The sequence below is a fragment of the Martinezella sp. CNPSo 3959 genome, from assembly GCF_057784355.1.
The window spans coordinates 1,080,912-1,096,973 of sequence record NZ_JBXSOV010000001.1 but is presented as its reverse complement, the minus strand read 5'-3'; the positions used below and the strand labels follow the sequence as shown (position 1 = coordinate 1,096,973).

The window sequence follows — 16,062 nt, the reverse complement described above, 5'->3', positions numbered from 1 at the left end:
GGGTTCGGATTGCCTCATTGCAGGATCGATTTCATCGGCTTTCCAGCAACATAGGTTTCGACGATGGCCCGGTCGTCGCCCATAGTCTGCAGCAGAAACAGCTCTTCGGTGAGGCTCTTCGTGACCTCCATCTTCAGCGCCATGGCCGGTGTCGCGGCGGCGTTGAGGACGATCAGATCGGCTTCGGTTCCGGCGTCGAGCGTGCCGATCTTATCGACGAGGGAGAGAGAGTCGGCATTCCCACGGGTCATGTAATAAAAGCTCTCCAACGGGTTCAAGCGCTCGCCGAGCAGCTGCTGGATCTTGTAGGCCTCATCCATGGTGCGCAGCATGGAATAGCTGGAGCCGCCGCCGATATCGGTGGCGACACCGATGCGAACGGGCTTCTCGCGGCGGGCCAGCGCCTTCAGCGGGAAGAGGCCGGAGCCAAGGAAGAGGTTCGAGGTCGGGCAATGCACGGCGACCGCGCCGGCTTCGCTCATCGCATCGGCTTCGCGGTCGGAAAGATGGATCGCATGGCCGAACAGGCTCTTGGGGCCGAGCAGTCCGTAGCGGGCATAGATATCGGTGTAGTCGATCGCCTCCGGATAGAGCTCGCAGGTAAAGGCGATCTCGTCGTGATTCTCGGAAAGATGCGTCTGGATATGCAGATCCGGAAATTCGCGGGCAAGCGCGGCGGTCGCCTCCATCTGGGCCGGTGTGGAGGTAATGGCGAAGCGCGGGGTGATCGCGACATGGTTGCGGCCCTTGCCGTGCCAGTCAGATATCACCTGCCGGGTCTCGTCGTAGCCCATCTCGGGCGTATCGAGCAGGCCCTGCGGGGCATGGCGATCCATCATCACCTTGCCGCCCACCATGCGCATGTTGCGGCGCATGGCTTCGGCAAAATAGGCATCGGCGGAGGTTTTATGGACCGAGCAGTAGGCGACGGCCGTCGTTGTGCCGTGGCGGATCATCTCGTCATAGAAATGCTTGGCGATACGTTCCGCATGTGCGCTTTCGACGAAGCGGCATTCCTCCGGGAAGGTATAGGTGTTCAGCCATTCCAGGAGGTTGGCGGCGTAGGAGGCGATTACCTGCATCTGCGGGAAATGCAGGTGCATGTCGATGAAGCCGGGCAGGATCAGATGCGGCCGATGGTCGATTTCGGCGACACCTTTCGGGGCCTGTGCCTTGATATCGTCATAGGCGCCTGTCGCGACGATCAAGCCGTTTTCGATCAGCAGCCCGCCATCGCTTTCATAAGCGTAGCTGTCGGTATCATCGAGACTTTGCGGCAGGCGCTTGAAGGAAAGCAGGCGGCCGCGCAGAAGGGTGGTCATTGGCTCTTTTCTCCGATGGAGCTTTCGAACCAGGCGACTAGCAGCTTGCGCTCCTCCGGCGTGACGTCGGTGACGTTGCCGGGCGGCATGGCATGGCTGCGGCCGGCCTGGATATAGATCTCCCGGGCATGCATAGCGATTTCCGCGTCATTTTCCAGCGTTACGCCCTTCGGCGGGCGGGCAATCCCCTCATAGACGGGTTCGGCCGCATGGCACATGGAACAGCGCGCCGAGACCATTTGCTTGACCGCTGGGAAATGCGCATCGGAGGCGAACTGCTGGAAGGCGGGGGCGATCGCATTGGCTTCCTTCTCGCCGGTCAGCACCTTCGGAACGGTCGAAAGCCACATGATGACGATGAAAAGGACTATCGTGACGATCCAGGTCCAGGTCGGGCGGCCTTTGCGCGCATGCGTGGTGTTGAACCAGTGACGGATGGTGACGCCCATCAGGAACACCAGCGCTGCGATAATCCAGTTGAACTGCGTGCCGAACGCCAGCGGATAGTGGTTCGACAACATGAAGAAGATGACGGGCAGCGTCAGGTAGTTGTTGTGGAGTGAGCGCTGCTTGGCAATGCGGCCGTATTTCGGGTCCGGCGTGCGGCCGGCGATGAGGTCGGCGACGACGATCTTCTGGTTGGGAATGATGATCATGAAGACGTTGGCAGACATGATCGTCGCGGTAAAAGCACCGAGATGCAGGAAGGCGGCGCGGCCGGTGAAGAGATGCGTATAGCCCCAGGCCATGAAGACCAGGACGGCATAAAGCACGATCATCAGCCCCCAGGTGTTGTTGCCGAGCGGCGACTTACAGAGCAGATCGTAGATGATCCAGCCGATGGCGAGCGACGCCAGCGAGATCAGGATGGCGACGGGAACGCTGACGTCGAGCACATGCCGGTCGATGAGGAAGAGGTTGGCGCCGCCGTAATAGACGATGCACAGCATCAGGAAGCCGGATAGCCAGGTGAAATAGCTCTCGTACTTGAACCAGGTCAGGTGTTCCGGCATCTGCGCGGGAGCCACGAGATATTTCTGGATGTGATAGAAACCGCCGCCGTGAACCTGCCATTCCTCGCCATAGGCGCCGGGCGGAAGATGCGGGCGCTTCACCAGTCCGAGATCGAGCGCAATGAAGTAGAAGGACGAACCGATCCAGGCAATGGCGGTTATGACGTGGAACCAGCGGGCGGCAAAGGCCAGCCATTCCCACGCTATGGCGTATTCATACATTCAGTTCCCCTTTTTCTTCCTCCGACTCGATACCTTGCAGAATGTTGAGAGCGGATGGAAGAGGGGTGTTTGATGTGCCGGTAAAAAGCAGCTACCTTGTCTAGCGCCCGGGGCGCATTAGATCAGATTATGGCAGCTTTTTAATAAAATGCTCTTGGCTGCTTGGAGCGGGCCGAGTCCGCGGCAGCCGTCTATTTTTTCGACGGAGAATTGCCCATGCGAGGTATTCTGGCGTTCGTATTTTTTCTTCTCCCCGCAGCCTTCGCCCTGGCGCACGAGGCGCCCTCCGGCTGGTCCTATGATCCATATTGCTGCAATGGGGACAGCAAGACGGGCGATTGCGAGATGATTCCGTCACGTACTGTCACCATTGTACCCGGCGGCTATCGAGTGACGCTCAATCCTGGCGACCATCGCTATGTAACGCACGCGCATATCTTCAATCTGCCGCAGGGTAAGACGATGCGCTCCCCGGACGGAGCCTATCATCTCTGTCTGTTTCCGGACGAGAATACCCCACGATGCTTTTATGCGCCCGACATGGATTACTGAGCGCTATTCCAGCGGCATGCCGAATTCGCAGAGGAGCCAATCCCTGAAGGCGCGGATTCGCGGCGTATGACGCCTGTTTTCCGGATAGGCGATCCAGTAGTCCGTATTGTCGGACGAAAGAATATCGAAAGGCTGGATCAGCCGGCCGGAAGCCAGATCATCCGCATAGAATTCCGGGGTCAGGATGGCGACGCCCTGACCGGCCAATGCCGCGCTCGCCTCGAAGGACTGGGCGCCTAATCTGCTTCGCGGCCGGCCCTGAAGGCCGGGATCGGGAACGCCGGCCTCTTTGAACCATTGAGCCCACCATGGGTCACCCGCGTCGATGATGCGAAGCTTCAGCAGATCGGCTGGTTCATGTACGCCGCCGATCGTTTCCGCAAGCGCCGGGCTCAGCATCGGCGTAAAATAGACCTTCATCAGGAGGTGCGAGCGTAGGCCGGGCCACTGGCCACGGCCGGTGCGGATGGCGATGTCGGCTGACTCCCGGGCGAAGTCTATGATCGAGCCCGAGGTATCCAGCCGGACGGCGATATTGGGATGCTTCAGCTGAAACGAACCGAGGTGACGGGCCAGCCATTGCGAGGCGAAGGTGGGGGTCGAATGGATGCATAGCGTCGTTTCGACTTCGCCTCTGATCGAAGTCATGGCCTCCTGCAGCATGGCAAAGGCTTCCGACACTTTCGGTGCAAGCTGCTCTCCGGCCTTGGTCAACAGGATCTGCCGCGGGCGGCGCAGGAATAGCGGCTCGCCCAAAGTCTCTTCCAGCAGCTTGATCTGATAGCTGACCGCCGTCTGCGTCATGCCAAGCTCTTCGCCGGCCCGCGTGAAACTGCCATGCCGGGCGGCGGCCTCAAAGACGCGGAGCGCATTCAGCGGAAAGCGCATGGACAATTTCATGGATAAGTTCTCTTTATGCATGCAGACGATAGTTCGATTGGAATTTCAGCATTTTTCGCGCCAGACTGCAATTCATATCATTGATCTGACTGAGGTATCGTCATGGATTGCTATGTCGTGGAACAGGTGGAAACCGCAAGGCCAAGGATTCTGGCTCGTCTTCTGGAATCGGTGACGCAGGCCTTCGTCAGCCACGCGGAGCCGTCGCCGCATCTCGATCTCGATGAGATGCCGGATCGCCTGAAGCGGGACCTTGGATTTCTTGATGGGCGGGAGCCACGTTATGAAGACTGCCGACTGCCGACTGCTGTAGGTGGTAGGGAGTGAAAGCCCAGAGAAGGACAATCACATCTCCTTCAGCCGCTCGACTGCCATGAGCACCCGTTCCGGTGTTGCCGGCGCATCGAGGCGCGGGCAGACGCGATAATCCGCGACGCTGGCGACCGCCATCGATAGTGCCTCCAACACAGATATGCTGAGCATGAAGGGCGGCTCGCCCACGGCCTTCGAGCGGCCGATAGTGGCCTCGGTGTTTTCGGACCACTCCGCCAGCCGCACATTGAAAATCTTCGGACGGTCGGAAGCGAGCGGGATCTTGTAGGTGGACGGTGCGTGGGTGCGCAGCCGGCCCTTCGCATCCCACCAGAGCTCCTCCGTCGTCAGCCAGCCCATGCCCTGCACGAAGGCACCTTCGACTTGGCCGATATCGATCGCAGGGTTGAGGGAGCGACCGACGTCATGAAGGACATCGGCGCGGTCAATCAGATATTCGCCCGTCAACGTATCGATCGACACTTCCGAGCAGGCAGCGCCATAGGAGAAGTAGTAGAAGGGCGTGCCGCGGCCGGCCTTGCGATCCCAATGGATCTTCGGCGTCTTGTAAAAGCCGGCAGCCGAGAGCTGGATGCGGGCGAAATAGGCCTGCTTGACGAAATCGGGGAAGGGGATTTCCTCTTCGCCGACACGCACGCGGTTTGGCAGAAACCGTACCTCCTCTTCGCCGACACCCCATTTTTCGGCTGCGAAGGCCACGAGCCTTTCCTTGATCTGCCGGGCAGCGTCATAGGCTGCCATGCCGTTCAGGTCGGAGCCGGAGGAGGCCGCCGTCGCCGATGTATTCGGCACCTTGCCTGTAGTCGTCGCGGTGATCTTCACGCGGTCGATATCGACCTGGAAGCTATCGGCCAGAACTTGCGCCACCTTCGTATAGAGGCCCTGGCCCATTTCGGTGCCGCCGTGGTTCAGATGGATGGAACCATCCTGATAGATGTGCACCAGCGCGCCCGCCTGGTTGAAGGCGGTCATGGTGAAGGAGATGCCGAATTTCACCGGCGTCAGCGCGATGCCCTTGCGGATGAAGCGGCTGGAACGGTTGAATTCGATGATGGCCTTGCGCCGCGCCTGATAATCGGAACTCTGTTCGAGCTCGTCGACGACGCGGTTGACGATGTTGTCCGTCACCTCCTGATGATAAGGGGTCAGCGTCCGGCCCGAGCCCGGCTGGCCGTAGAAATTGGCGCGTCGGATTTCGAGCGGGTCCTTGCCGAGCGCATAGGCGATCTCCTCGATCATGCGCTCGCCGCCAACCATCCCTTGCGGGCCGCCGAAGCCGCGGAAGGCGGTATTGGAGACGGTATGCGTCTTCAGCGGCTTCGAGACCAGATGGACATGCGGGTAGAAATAGCTGGAATCCGCATGGAACAGCGCGCGATCTGTCACCGGGCCGGAAAGATCGGAGGAGAAGCCGCAGCGTGCGGCATAGGTGGCGTCGACGGCGTGGATGCGGCCTTCGTCGTCGAAACCGACTTCGTAGTCCACCAGGAAATCGTGCCGCTTGCCGGTGGCGCTTATGTCCTCATCGCGGTCGGGCCGGAATTTCACGGCGCAGCCGAGTTTCTTGGCTGCGACTGCGGCCAGCGCCGCGAACTGGTTGCCCTGCGTTTCCTTGCCGCCGAAGCCGCCGCCCATGCGGCGTACATTGACGGTCACGGCGTTGGACGGGATGCCCAGGACATGACCGACGATGTGCTGGATTTCGCTCGGATGCTGCGTCGACGACCAGACTGCAACCTCATCGTCTTCGCCGGGGATCGCCATGGCGATATGGCTTTCGAGATAGAAGTGCTCCTGACCGCCGATGCGCATCTGCGCCTTGATGCGATGCTTGGCGTTCGCCATTTCGGTTTCGGGTTCGCCGCGCTTCAGCGTCATCGGTTCGTAGACGAGCGGTGCGCCATTGGCGAGCGCACCGTCGATATCGCTCCAATGCGGCAGGTCGCGATAGTCGATCTTGGCGAGGCGGGCGGCACGCCGGGCGGCATCGCGGGTCTCGGCGATGACAGCGAAGATCGGCTGTCCGTGGAATTCCACCTTGGTTTCGGCAAGCAGCGGTTCGTCATGCATGCCGTTGGAGCTGGTATCGTTAACGCCGGGAATATCGGCGCCCGTGAAGACCCAAACGACGCCCGGATAGGCTTTGACGGCCGAGAGATCGATGCCGGCGATCTCGGCATGGGCGCGGTCGGAGAGGCCGAGCGCGCCGTGCAGCAGGTCAGCGGGTTCGGGAATGTCGTCGATATAATCGGCGGCTCCGGTCACGTGCTTATGCGCGGAATCATGACGCAGCGAGCCATGGATCGAGCCGTTGATGACCTTGCGCTCTTCGAAGGTGGATTTGTCCATGGCTCAGGCCTCCGCCGTCGCGAAACGCTTCAATTCCTGCGGCGCACCCGATGTTTCCAGATAGAACCGGATGAGGAGGTTCTTGGCGGTCAGTTGTCGGTATTCGGCCGAGGCGCGCCAATCGGTGAGCGGCGTGTAATCGGCGTCGAAGGCGTCGCGTGCGGCCATAACGGTTGCTTCCGTCCACGGCTTGCCGATCAATTCCGCCTCGACGGTGCGGGCGCGCTTCGGCGTACCGGCCATGCCGCCAAAGGCGATGCCGATATCTGCTACATTGCCAGCGGCGTCCAGTGACAGATGGAAGGCGCCGCAGGCGGCCGAAATATCCTCGTCACGGCGCTTAGAGATCTTGTAGACGGCGAAATGCGCATCCTTGGCCGGATAGGGCACGAAAATGCTCTCGACGAATTCGCCGGGATTGCGGTCCTGCTTGCCGTAATCGATGAAAAAATCTTCGAGCGGCAGGCTGCGCGCCCCCGCCGTCGAACGCAGCCTAACTGTTGCGCCAAGGGCGATCAGCGGCGGCGGCGTGTCGCCGATTGGCGAGCCGTTGGCGATATTGCCGCCGATCGTGCCCATGTTGCGCACCTGCTCGCCGCCGATACGGTTGATGAGGTTGGCAAAGGCGGGGATCTTTTCGGCGATAACAGCAAAGGCGCGGCTGTAGGTGACGCCGGCGCCGATGGTCAGGCCTGCATCTTCAAGGGTAATTTTCTGCAGATCGGTGAGATGGTTGATGAAGACGACCGGGTTCAGCCGGCGCATCTGCTTGGTGACCCAGAGGCCGACATCGGTCGAGCCGGCAACGACGGTCGCCGTCGGCTCGTCGGCAAGCACCTGCGCCAGTGCCGATACTGAACCGGGCACGATGAGGCGATCGTCGCCCTCGGAAATCTCGATGGTGTCGCCGCCCTGCATGGCCCAGAGGCGGGCGATGATATCGGCCCTGGTTTTTTCGAGCGGATCGAAGAGTGCGCTCGGCCGCTTCTGGCTGACCTGTTCGGCCGCCTTGACGATCGGCTCGTAGCCCGTGCATCGACAGAGATTGCCCTGCAGCGACTTTTCGATCTGCGCCCGGCTCGGCTTTTCCGTCATCAGCCAGAGGCCATAGAGCGACATGACGAAGCCCGGCGTGCAGAAACCGCATTGCGAGCCGTGGCAATCGACCAGCGCCTGCTGCACAGGGTGAAGCGTGCCGTTCTGAGCTGCAAGATGCTCGACAGTGACGACGTGGGTCGCATGCAGCGAGCCGACGAAGCGGATGCAGGCATTGACGGATTCATAGTACAGCCCGCCATCGATCAGCCGGCCCACCAGCACCGTGCAGGCGCCGCAATCGCCCTCCGCGCATCCTTCCTTCGTTCCCGTCAGCCGCCGGTTGAGACGCAAGAAGTCGAGCAGCGTCTCGGTGGGGCGCAGGCTGGATAGAATGATATCCTCGCCGTTGAGGATAAAGCGGATGCTGTCGCTCATGTCGTTCCCGTCTTATCTATTGGCCGGGCCGGATGCGCAAACGAATCCGGCCCTAACAGCAAATGGTTATTCCGCGGTCCAGCCACCGTCAATCGAGACGTGTGTGCCGGTCACCTGGCGTGCCTCGTCGCTTGCTAGGTAGAGCGACAGGGCGCCGATCTCCTCGGCCTTGACGAACTCGTGCGTCGGCTGGGCCTTGAGGATGACTTCGTTCTTGACCTGCTCCTCGGTCATGCCGCGTGCCTTGGCCGTATCCGGGATCTGCTTTTCGACAAGCGGGGTCAGGACGTAACCGGGGCAAATGGCGTTTACCGTCACGCCGAATTCGGCAAGCTCGAGCGCTGCCGTCTTGGTCAGGCCTAATATACCATGTTTTGCCGCGACATAGGCGGATTTGAAGGGCGAGGCGACCAAGCCATGCGCCGAGGCGATGTTGATGATCCGCCCGTATTTCTTCGCCTTCATCAGCGGGATCGCGGCGCGGATGGTGTGGAAGGAGCTGGAGAGATTGATCGCGATGATCTGATCCCATTTCTCGATCGGGAAATCCTCGATTTTCTCGACATGCTGGATGCCGGCATTGTTGACGAGAACATCGACGCTGCCGAAGGTAGAGTTGGCGGTCGCGATCAGATCGGCGATCTCGGCGGGCTTCGTCATGTCGGCCGGATGATAGATCACCTTGCCGCCGCCGGAGGCTTCCAGCTTCGTCTTGATCGCATCGATCTCCTCCGGCTTTCCGAAGCCGTTGATGACGACGTTATCACCCTTGGCGGCGAAGGCGGCCGCGATGGCGAGGCCGATACCACTGGTGGAACCGGTGACGACAACTGTTCTTGCCATGATCTTCTCCTTGGACAGCGCAGCTTCCTGCTGCAGTGCAAAACCGTTTCAGCCTAGTCCCAAACCCGCGGATATGGCAATCGGAATGCTGCCAGCCCTTTGGCCACGATGCCGTGAACGGGAAAGCGCATATTTCAGCGAAAAATTTCGTTTTGCTTTCTTTTCACATTCGTTTTGCTCGCGTATCTGTTGCTTCAGGACGCAACAGGCGGGAGGAATGCATGAGCGGTTATGTCTTGGCGATCGATCAGGGAACGACGTCGACGCGGGCTATCGTTTTCGACGGCAAGATGAAGGTTGCCGGCGTCGGACAGAAGGAATTCACCCAGCATTATCCGAAGCCCGGCTGGGTGGAGCACGATCCGGAAGAAATCTGGTCCTCTGTCCTCGTCACCGTCCGCAAGGCGATCGAGGCTGCCGGCGTCACCGCCAAGGATATTGCAGCCCTCGGCATTACCAACCAGCGCGAGACTGTGGTCGTCTGGGATCGCGAGACGGGCAAGCCAATCCACAACGCCATCGTCTGGCAGGACCGCCGCACGGCGAGCTATTGTGAGAAACTGAAGCGTCAGGACCTGGAAAAGCTCTTTACCCGCCGTACCGGCCTGCTGCTCGATCCCTATTTTTCCGGCACCAAACTGTCCTGGCTGCTCTCCAACGTGAAGGGCGCGCGTGCCCGCGCCGCCAAGGGTGCGCTCTGCTTCGGCACCGTCGATACTTTCCTGATCTGGCGTCTGACTGGCGGCAAGAGCTTCGCCACCGATGCGACCAATGCCTCGCGGACGCTGATGTACAATATCGGCGCGAACGAATGGGACGAGGAGCTGCTCGATATCCTGCGCGTTCCCGCTGCCATGCTGCCTGAAGTGAAGGATTGTGCCGCCGATTTCGGCGTCACGGAGGCCACGCATTTCGGCGCGGACATCCCAATCCTCGGCGTTGCCGGCGATCAGCAGGCGGCGACGATCGGCCAGGCTTGCTTCGAACGCGGCATGATGAAATCCACCTATGGCACCGGCTGCTTCGCGCTGCTCAACACCGGCGCGGACATGGTGCGGTCGAAAAACCGCCTTTTGACCACCATCGCCTATCGGCTGAATGGCGAGACGACCTATGCCCTCGAAGGCTCGATCTTCATCGCCGGCGCTGCGGTACAGTGGCTGCGGGACGGCCTGAAAGCCATCCAGCGCGCTTCGGATTCCGGCGAGCTGGCGGCCAAGGCCGATCCGCTGCAGGAGGTCTATCTGGTGCCGGCTTTCACCGGCCTCGGCGCACCGCATTGGGACCCGGATGCACGCGGCGCGATCTTCGGCCTTACGCGCAATACCGGACCTGAGGAAATCGTCCGGGCGGCGCTGGAGGCTGTCTGCTACCAGTCTCGCGATCTCCTGGATGCCATGCATAGGGATTGGCGCAACGGCAACGGGCAAGGGACAGTATTGCGCGTCGACGGTGGCATGGTCGCCTCTGACTGGACCATGCAGCGGCTTGCCGATCTGCTGGACGCACCGGTCGATCGCCCGACGATCCTCGAGACGACCGCGCTGGGCGCCGCCTGGCTTGCTGGTAGTCGCGCCGGCGTCTGGCCGGATCGTGCCGGTTTTGCCAAAGCCTGGGCACGCGATAAGCGTTTTGAGCCCGGCATGGATAACAAGACCCGAAACGCGAAGCTCAAAGGCTGGAAGAACGCCGTCTCGCGTACCTTGAGTACACGGCAAGGGTGATCGGCCCTCATCGGCTGCTCACCCCAGGTTATGTCGTGTAAGATTTCTTTATTTTGCTTATATAAGTGCGCGCAGCGATACTCGTATTGTGGCTCGGGGAGGTTTCCGGGTCACATTTCGCCGGACCGCGCCCTTTGAGGGCGGACGCCTTCTCAAGAGACGATAAAGCGAATAATGGCTGCTCAATTTTCTGAACTGAAGAAACATTACTATCGGCAGATCAAATATCATCTGACCCGGCCGAAGCCGCCGATGCTGGCCGAGCGGTTCGATGGGCCTGTTCTCGTCGTCGGCTCGGCGCCGGTTTCGAACAAGCCGGCGGATTTCGACGAAAGCTTCAAGGTCATCACCATCAATGGTTCGCAGATGGTGACGAAGGGCTGGGGGATAGACGCGCCCGACGTGACGCTCGTCCAGTTCAACCAGATCGAAGGCACGAACACCAATGCCGTCGAGGTGCGCCGCGTTCTGAACGGCGAACGGACCAAGATGCTCTACGTCCTGCTCTGGCGGAAAGAGCGCGAGCGGCTGGAAGAGGGGTTGCGGAAGTTCAATTACAGCTACGACAAGCTGGAGATCGTCGATCGCTACAAGCGCATGGCGCTGCTCGACCGCGTCGGCGGGGTGAAATGCAGCGAGCTCGGCGCGGACGACAAATGCTCGAACGGCATCAATGCCGTGCTCTTCGCGCTCTATAACGGCGCGACCGAAGTCATCATCACCGGCATCAATCCCGATTCCGGCGGGCACGTCTATAATCAGGAAAATCTGGCGCGGCTGCATGTGCGCAAGGACCGCGAGGTTCTCGAGCGGCTAGTCGAACGAGGTTATCCGGTGTTCACCACTGATCCCAGCGTCTCGCAATCCGTCGGTCTGCCGCTATGGACTGGCAAGACGAAGGTTGGTCGGACGGTGGAGGCCGATGCCAAGGCCAAGTGGCCGGCACCGCTAACGGCTGCGGCCGTCATCAATCCCTGAGCTAAGGGCCTGCCAACGGTCAATCTACGGCTGACGCTGGTCGTGAATCCGTGCCAAGATCGCAGCCTAGAATCACTCGATTGCGCAGAGGTCAGTCCAATGCTGATGCCGCCGCCACTACGGCCGGGCGATAAGGTGCGCTTTGTGTCACCAGCAAGTTCACCCGATAGGGATATGGTTCTGAGGCATGCCGAAATTCTGAAAGGCTGGGGGCTGAACGTCGATTTCGGCGAACATGCCTTTAGCAAATGGAGCTATCTTGCGGGTACTGATGAGGAGCGGCTGGCGGATCTCAACGCTGCATTTCGCGATCCCGAAGTTCGGGCGATCTTCACCACACGTGGCGGCAAGGGATCATATCGCATTGCCGATCAAGTAGATTTTGCTGCAGTCCGGCGTGATCCGAAGTTCGTTATCGGCTTCAGCGACATCACAGCATTGCATTTGAGCCTGCTGAAACATTGTCTTCAGGTTGGCATTCACGGCGCATTTTCCATCGGGCCGGGTGAAGAGAGCGTTAGCCCCTATACGCATCACTCGCTGCGACAAGCGTTGATGACAACCGAGGACCTCGTCATCGCCGCGCGCCCGGAAGAGCCGACATCGCGATTGACGACAAGCGGAACGGCCGAGGGTCGGCTGATTGGCGGCAATCTCGATATGGTGGCGGCGTCGGCCGGCTGGGCGTTGCCGGATATGCACGGTGCCATTCTGCTGCTTGAGGCCATCGGTCTGTACCCCGGCCAGGTGGACCGGCAGATGACGATGCTGCGCAAGGCGGGGCATCTGAACGGCCTGCTGGGGGTCGCCATCGGCCAGTTTACTAACTTCGAGTTCGATCGCCCTTATTCGGTGATCGATATCCTGCGCGAACATCTGGCCGAACTGAAGGTGCCGATCCTTGGCGGCTTGCCGCTCGGGCACGGCGATCGCCCGGCAAGCGCTTTTATCGGAGCCATTGCGGAGCTTGATGTCAAGGCGAGTATCCTGGCGATCCGGCGCGGAAACTCCTGACGCCTTCTTCTATATTTTTTTGACGTAGCCTGTCGGTGCAGGTGATATTCCTTCGTCTTTAAAGGGAGAAGGGAATCTCAATGCTTTACGCGATCCTATGCTACAACGACGAAGATACCGTGTTTGCCTGGTCCAAGGAACAGGAAGACGCGACGATGGCGCGGTTGATTGCCGTGCAGGAGCCGCTGGCGAAGGCTGGCAAGCTAGGGCCGGTGGCACGGCTGATGCCGACGACGGCGGCAACGACCCTGCGCAAGGGCAAGAACGAGCCGATCGTGATCGACGGTCCCTTTGCAGAAACGAAGGAGCAGTTGCTCGGTTTCTATGTGGTCGATTTCGAAACCCTCGACGAAGCCATCGGTTTTTCGAAGGAGCTTGCCGCAGCCAATCCCGGCGTCGGCTCCTATGAAATCCGTCCGCTTTACGTCTTCCGGCCGGGAGCTGTTACAACATGACCGATATTGCCTGGATCGACATCGCGCTTACCAATGCCCGGCCACAGGTGATGGGTGCGCTCTTGCGTTATTTCCGCAATCTCGACACCGCTGAGGAGGCCTTTCAGGAGGCCTGCCTCAGGGCCTTGAAGACCTGGCCCGATAAGGGGCCGCCGCGCGATCCTGTCGCGTGGCTGATCTTTGTCGGCCGCAACAGCGGCATCGATACGGTGCGCAAACAGGCGAGACTGCAGAGCCTGCCGGATGAGGAGACGATCTCCGATACGAGCGATGCCGAAAGCGATCTCGCCGAGCGGCTCGATGGCTCCGGATATCGCGATGATATTTTGCGATTGCTGTTCATTTGCTGCCATCCGGATCTGCCTGCGACGCAACAGATCGCGTTGGCGCTGCGCATCGTTTCAGGCCTTTCGGTGCAGCAGATCGCCCGCGCCTTCCTCGTCAGCGAAAGCGCGATGGAGCAGCGCATTACAAGGGCTAAGGCGCGCGTCGCCGCAGCAGGCGTTCCTTTTGAGACGCCGGGCGCGGTGGAGCGGAGCGAAAGGCTGGCGCTCGTCAGCGCCATGATCTACCTCATCTACAACGAAGGCTATTCGGCCGGCGGGACGCATCGCGAGGCGGCCGCCTTCGCCGATGAGGCGATCCGGCTTGGCCGACTGCTGTTGCGGATCTTTCCCTCCGAGCCGGAGACCATGGCGCTGCTGGCGCTGATGCTCCTGCAGCAATCGCGCAAAGATGCGCGGTTCGATGCGGACGGGCAGATCATCCTTCTGGAAGATCAGGATCGCTCGCTTTGGGACCGGACGTTGATCGACGAGGCGCTGGCGCTGCTCGACAAGGCAATCCGTCACCGCAAGCCCGGTCCCTATCAGGTGCAGGCGGCGATCGCAGCGCTGCATTCAAGGGCGAAGCGCGCCGTCGATACGGATTGGGAGGAGATCGATCTTCTCTATCAGATGCTGGAGCGGCTGACACCTTCTCCCGTCGTCACGCTCAATCGTTCGGTCGCGCTCTCCAAACTGAAGGGGGCGGAGGTGGCTCTGGCGCTGGTTGTGACGCTGGAAGCACAGCTCGACAGCTATTTCTACTTTCATGGCGTCAGGGGTGGCCTGCTTGCACAACTGGGCCGCTCGCAGGAGGCACGCGTCGCCTTCGACAGGGCGATCGCACTCGCCCGTTCGCCCGCTGAAGCAGCCCATATTCGTTATCAGCTCGATCGTCTGAGCGCGGATGCTCTTGCGGCTGCAAAATAATCAAAAAATTTACGTCTGTGCTGTCGGGAAACGGCAGTCTCGAACGTCACTAAGGTATAGGCCGAACAGGCCGCGTCAAACAGCAGAGAGAAACAAGACATGACTGAGCAACCCCAGCGCCATGAGCTTTCCCTGACCCGCGTCATCGATGCGCCGCGCGAGAAGATTTTCCGTTGTTGGACCGAAGTGGAGCTTCTGAAGCAATGGTTCGCGCCGCTGCCATGGACAGTGTCGGCCGCCAGCGTCGACGTTCGAGCCGGGGGCTCAAGCTCGATTACCATGCGCAGCCCCGAGGGGGAGGATTATCCGGGCAACGGCGTTTATCTGGAAGTCGTTCCGAATGAGCGGATCGTCTTCACCGATGCCTTCGCCAGCGCCTGGGTGCCGTCGGCAAAGCCCTTCATGGTGGTGACGATCCAACTCGACGATCTCGGCGCTAGCAAGACCCGCTATACCGCGACTGTCCTGCATTGGTCGACTGAAGATCGCGAAGCGCATGAGAAGATGGGCTTCCATCAGGGATGGGGCCAGTGCGCCGAGCAGCTCGCGGCACTGGCAGCCAGAATCTGAATTTCCGATTCAATTCCGGGGGATACGACAATGTCTTACGCAGTCGATTCATCCTTGCCTTCGGTCACGCGGGCTCAGCGCGTGGCCGGCACGATCCTCAGCGGACTGGTCATCGCCTTCCTGCTGTTCGACGGCGTGATCAAGCTCGTTCCGCTGCCGGTTGTCACGGAGACGATGGCAGGGCTCGGCTATTCCGCCGATCCGGCGCTCGCGCGGCTGCTCGGCGTTATTACGCTCGCGTGTGCCATTCTCTACGCGATCCCGAGAACGTCGGTCCTTGGCGCCATCCTGCTGACAGGTCTTCTCGGCGGCGCGATTGCGACGCATCTGAGGGTCGGCAGCCCGATCTTCTCGCATCTGCTGTTCGGCGTTTATCTCGGCGTGATCGCCTGGGGCGGACTTTATCTTCGCTATGAAGCGGTTCGGAAAATGATTCCGTTCTTTCAGCGAAGCTTTTGATTTCGGATTCGATTTGCTAAGGCTCGCTCCCGAACAAGGACGGAGCGAACCATGCCGCAAGTGATCATCGCGCCTGTCAGGCAATCGGATGCGGACGAGCTGATCGCCGCCAATATCGCCAGCCGCGCCCATCATGTACCCTGGGCCTATCCTTTCCTCGATCGCGACGGTTTCGACGCATGGTTCGGCCAGACGGTGACGGGCCCGAATATAGGTCTCGTCGCGCGCGATCCGGGCTCCGGCGGGATTGTCGGCGTCGTCAATATCAGTCAGATGGTTTGGGGAGGCTTCCGCAGCGCCTTTCTCGGCTATCATGGCATGGTCGGATTTGCTGGCCAGGGCTTTATGACGGAGGCCGTTCGGTTGGCGGTCGCCCACGCCTTCGACGCGGTCGGCCTGCATCGGCTGGAGGCCAATATCCAGCCGGGCAATCATCCCTCGATCGCGCTGGTCAAGCGGCTGGGTTTCCGCAAGGAAGGGTTCTCGCCGAAATATCTGAAGATCGGCGGCGTCTGGTGCGACCACGAGCGCTGGGCATTGCTGTCGGACGACCCGCGCTCCTGAGCTCTTTCGGAATCGGAAAGTCGCGCTATCTGGCAGAA

At 60.5% G+C, this 16,062-nt stretch carries 16 protein-coding genes; 10 read left to right on the top strand and 6 right to left on the bottom strand.

The window, feature by feature from the left end:
• Positions 1–14: 14 nt before the first annotated feature.
• Entirely contained in the window at positions 15–1,322 is a 1,308-nt protein-coding gene (gene guaD, locus AC13RE_RS05495) for a guanine deaminase (protein WP_488562209.1), read from the bottom strand.
• Positions 1,319–2,557 carry a urate hydroxylase PuuD gene (gene puuD / locus AC13RE_RS05490; protein WP_488562208.1) on the bottom strand — a complete coding sequence of 413 codons (1,239 nt, stop codon included), beginning with the start codon at positions 2,555–2,557 and terminating at the stop codon, positions 1,319–1,321. Before puuD ends, guaD begins: the two co-directional genes overlap by 4 nt.
• A 216-nt stretch (positions 2,558–2,773) precedes the next feature.
• On the opposite strand from puuD, the gene AC13RE_RS05485 reads away from it, so the two are divergent.
• On the top strand, positions 2,774–3,109 hold the full coding sequence (locus tag AC13RE_RS05485; protein ID WP_132717222.1) for a hypothetical protein: 336 nt from the start codon (positions 2,774–2,776) through the stop codon (positions 3,107–3,109).
• A gap of 3 nt (positions 3,110–3,112) precedes the next feature.
• Here the strand turns inward: AC13RE_RS05485 and AC13RE_RS05480 are convergent, their stop codons facing one another.
• Complete coding sequence (locus tag AC13RE_RS05480) at positions 3,113–4,030, bottom strand: LysR substrate-binding domain-containing protein (RefSeq protein ID WP_488486225.1); 918 nt, start codon at positions 4,028–4,030, stop codon at positions 3,113–3,115.
• A gap of 81 nt (positions 4,031–4,111) precedes the next feature.
• Here AC13RE_RS05480 and AC13RE_RS05475 point away from each other — a divergent pair, with 81 nt between their 5' ends.
• A complete protein-coding gene (locus AC13RE_RS05475; protein ID WP_488562207.1) occupies positions 4,112–4,336 on the top strand; it encodes a hypothetical protein in 225 nt (74 codons plus the stop codon).
• An 18-nt stretch (positions 4,337–4,354) separates the two neighbouring features.
• On the opposite strand, the gene xdhB is transcribed toward AC13RE_RS05475, so the two are convergent.
• The 3 genes from xdhB to AC13RE_RS05460 form a co-directional block, all read right to left on the bottom strand.
• Positions 4,355–6,691 (bottom strand): xanthine dehydrogenase molybdopterin binding subunit, encoded by a 2,337-nt coding sequence (gene xdhB, locus AC13RE_RS05470; protein WP_488562206.1) that lies wholly within the window; start codon positions 6,689–6,691, stop codon positions 4,355–4,357.
• Between the two features lie 3 nt (positions 6,692–6,694).
• Positions 6,695–8,164, bottom strand: coding sequence for a xanthine dehydrogenase small subunit (gene xdhA, locus AC13RE_RS05465; RefSeq protein WP_488562205.1), 1,470 nt, complete (start codon positions 8,162–8,164; stop codon positions 6,695–6,697).
• A gap of 66 nt (positions 8,165–8,230) precedes the next feature.
• Positions 8,231–9,007, bottom strand: coding sequence for a 3-hydroxybutyrate dehydrogenase (locus tag AC13RE_RS05460; protein WP_112334243.1), 777 nt, complete (start codon positions 9,005–9,007; stop codon positions 8,231–8,233).
• Positions 9,008–9,228: 221 nt separating this feature from the next.
• Between AC13RE_RS05460 and glpK the strand changes: the two genes are divergently transcribed.
• The 8 genes from glpK (at position 9,229) to AC13RE_RS05420 (ending at position 16,024) form a co-directional block, all read left to right on the top strand.
• Positions 9,229–10,731, top strand: a complete 1,503-nt coding sequence (glpK, locus tag AC13RE_RS05455; protein ID WP_488562204.1) for a glycerol kinase GlpK — start codon at positions 9,229–9,231, stop codon at positions 10,729–10,731.
• 174 nt (positions 10,732–10,905) lie between these two features.
• Entirely contained in the window at positions 10,906–11,709 is an 804-nt protein-coding gene (locus tag AC13RE_RS05450) for a membrane-anchored protein (protein ID WP_488562203.1), read from the top strand.
• Between the two features lie 99 nt (positions 11,710–11,808).
• Positions 11,809–12,723, top strand: coding sequence for a S66 peptidase family protein (locus AC13RE_RS05445; RefSeq protein WP_488562202.1), 915 nt, complete (start codon positions 11,809–11,811; stop codon positions 12,721–12,723).
• Between the two features lie 80 nt (positions 12,724–12,803).
• Positions 12,804–13,178, top strand: coding sequence for a YciI family protein (locus AC13RE_RS05440; protein ID WP_113388986.1), 375 nt, complete (start codon positions 12,804–12,806; stop codon positions 13,176–13,178).
• On the top strand, positions 13,175–14,431 hold the full coding sequence (locus AC13RE_RS05435; protein WP_488562201.1) for an RNA polymerase sigma factor: 1,257 nt from the start codon (positions 13,175–13,177) through the stop codon (positions 14,429–14,431). The genes AC13RE_RS05440 and AC13RE_RS05435 overlap by 4 nt, the downstream gene beginning before the upstream one ends.
• A gap of 99 nt (positions 14,432–14,530) precedes the next feature.
• Positions 14,531–15,001 (top strand): SRPBCC family protein, encoded by a 471-nt coding sequence (locus AC13RE_RS05430; protein WP_488562200.1) that lies wholly within the window; start codon positions 14,531–14,533, stop codon positions 14,999–15,001.
• Between the two features lie 30 nt (positions 15,002–15,031).
• On the top strand, positions 15,032–15,460 hold the full coding sequence (locus AC13RE_RS05425; RefSeq protein WP_132717212.1) for a DoxX family protein: 429 nt from the start codon (positions 15,032–15,034) through the stop codon (positions 15,458–15,460).
• A gap of 51 nt (positions 15,461–15,511) precedes the next feature.
• Positions 15,512–16,024: a GNAT family N-acetyltransferase gene (locus AC13RE_RS05420; RefSeq protein WP_112334250.1), complete on the top strand. Its 513-nt coding sequence runs from the start codon at positions 15,512–15,514 to the stop codon at positions 16,022–16,024.
• Positions 16,025–16,062 lie beyond the last annotated feature (38 nt).

What these genes read in the sequence shown, in the direction of transcription:
- guaD (WP_488562209.1), bottom strand. Translation starts at nt 1,322, where the DNA reads ATGACCACCCTTCTGCGCGGCCGCCTGCTTTCCTTCAAGCGCCTGCCG.
- puuD (WP_488562208.1), bottom strand. Translation starts at nt 2,557, where the DNA reads ATGTATGAATACGCCATAGCGTGGGAATGGCTGGCCTTTGCCGCCCGC.
- AC13RE_RS05485 (WP_132717222.1), top strand. Translation starts at nt 2,774, where the DNA reads ATGCGAGGTATTCTGGCGTTCGTATTTTTTCTTCTCCCCGCAGCCTTC.
- AC13RE_RS05480 (WP_488486225.1), bottom strand. Translation starts at nt 4,030, where the DNA reads ATGCATAAAGAGAACTTATCCATGAAATTGTCCATGCGCTTTCCGCTG.
- AC13RE_RS05475 (WP_488562207.1), top strand. Translation starts at nt 4,112, where the DNA reads ATGGATTGCTATGTCGTGGAACAGGTGGAAACCGCAAGGCCAAGGATT.
- xdhB (WP_488562206.1), bottom strand. Translation starts at nt 6,691, where the DNA reads ATGGACAAATCCACCTTCGAAGAGCGCAAGGTCATCAACGGCTCGATC.
- xdhA (WP_488562205.1), bottom strand. Translation starts at nt 8,164, where the DNA reads ATGAGCGACAGCATCCGCTTTATCCTCAACGGCGAGGATATCATTCTA.
- AC13RE_RS05460 (WP_112334243.1), bottom strand. Translation starts at nt 9,007, where the DNA reads ATGGCAAGAACAGTTGTCGTCACCGGTTCCACCAGTGGTATCGGCCTC.
- glpK (WP_488562204.1), top strand. Translation starts at nt 9,229, where the DNA reads ATGAGCGGTTATGTCTTGGCGATCGATCAGGGAACGACGTCGACGCGG.
- AC13RE_RS05450 (WP_488562203.1), top strand. Translation starts at nt 10,906, where the DNA reads ATGGCTGCTCAATTTTCTGAACTGAAGAAACATTACTATCGGCAGATC.
- AC13RE_RS05445 (WP_488562202.1), top strand. Translation starts at nt 11,809, where the DNA reads ATGCTGATGCCGCCGCCACTACGGCCGGGCGATAAGGTGCGCTTTGTG.
- AC13RE_RS05440 (WP_113388986.1), top strand. Translation starts at nt 12,804, where the DNA reads ATGCTTTACGCGATCCTATGCTACAACGACGAAGATACCGTGTTTGCC.
- AC13RE_RS05435 (WP_488562201.1), top strand. Translation starts at nt 13,175, where the DNA reads ATGACCGATATTGCCTGGATCGACATCGCGCTTACCAATGCCCGGCCA.
- AC13RE_RS05430 (WP_488562200.1), top strand. Translation starts at nt 14,531, where the DNA reads ATGACTGAGCAACCCCAGCGCCATGAGCTTTCCCTGACCCGCGTCATC.
- AC13RE_RS05425 (WP_132717212.1), top strand. Translation starts at nt 15,032, where the DNA reads ATGTCTTACGCAGTCGATTCATCCTTGCCTTCGGTCACGCGGGCTCAG.
- AC13RE_RS05420 (WP_112334250.1), top strand. Translation starts at nt 15,512, where the DNA reads ATGCCGCAAGTGATCATCGCGCCTGTCAGGCAATCGGATGCGGACGAG.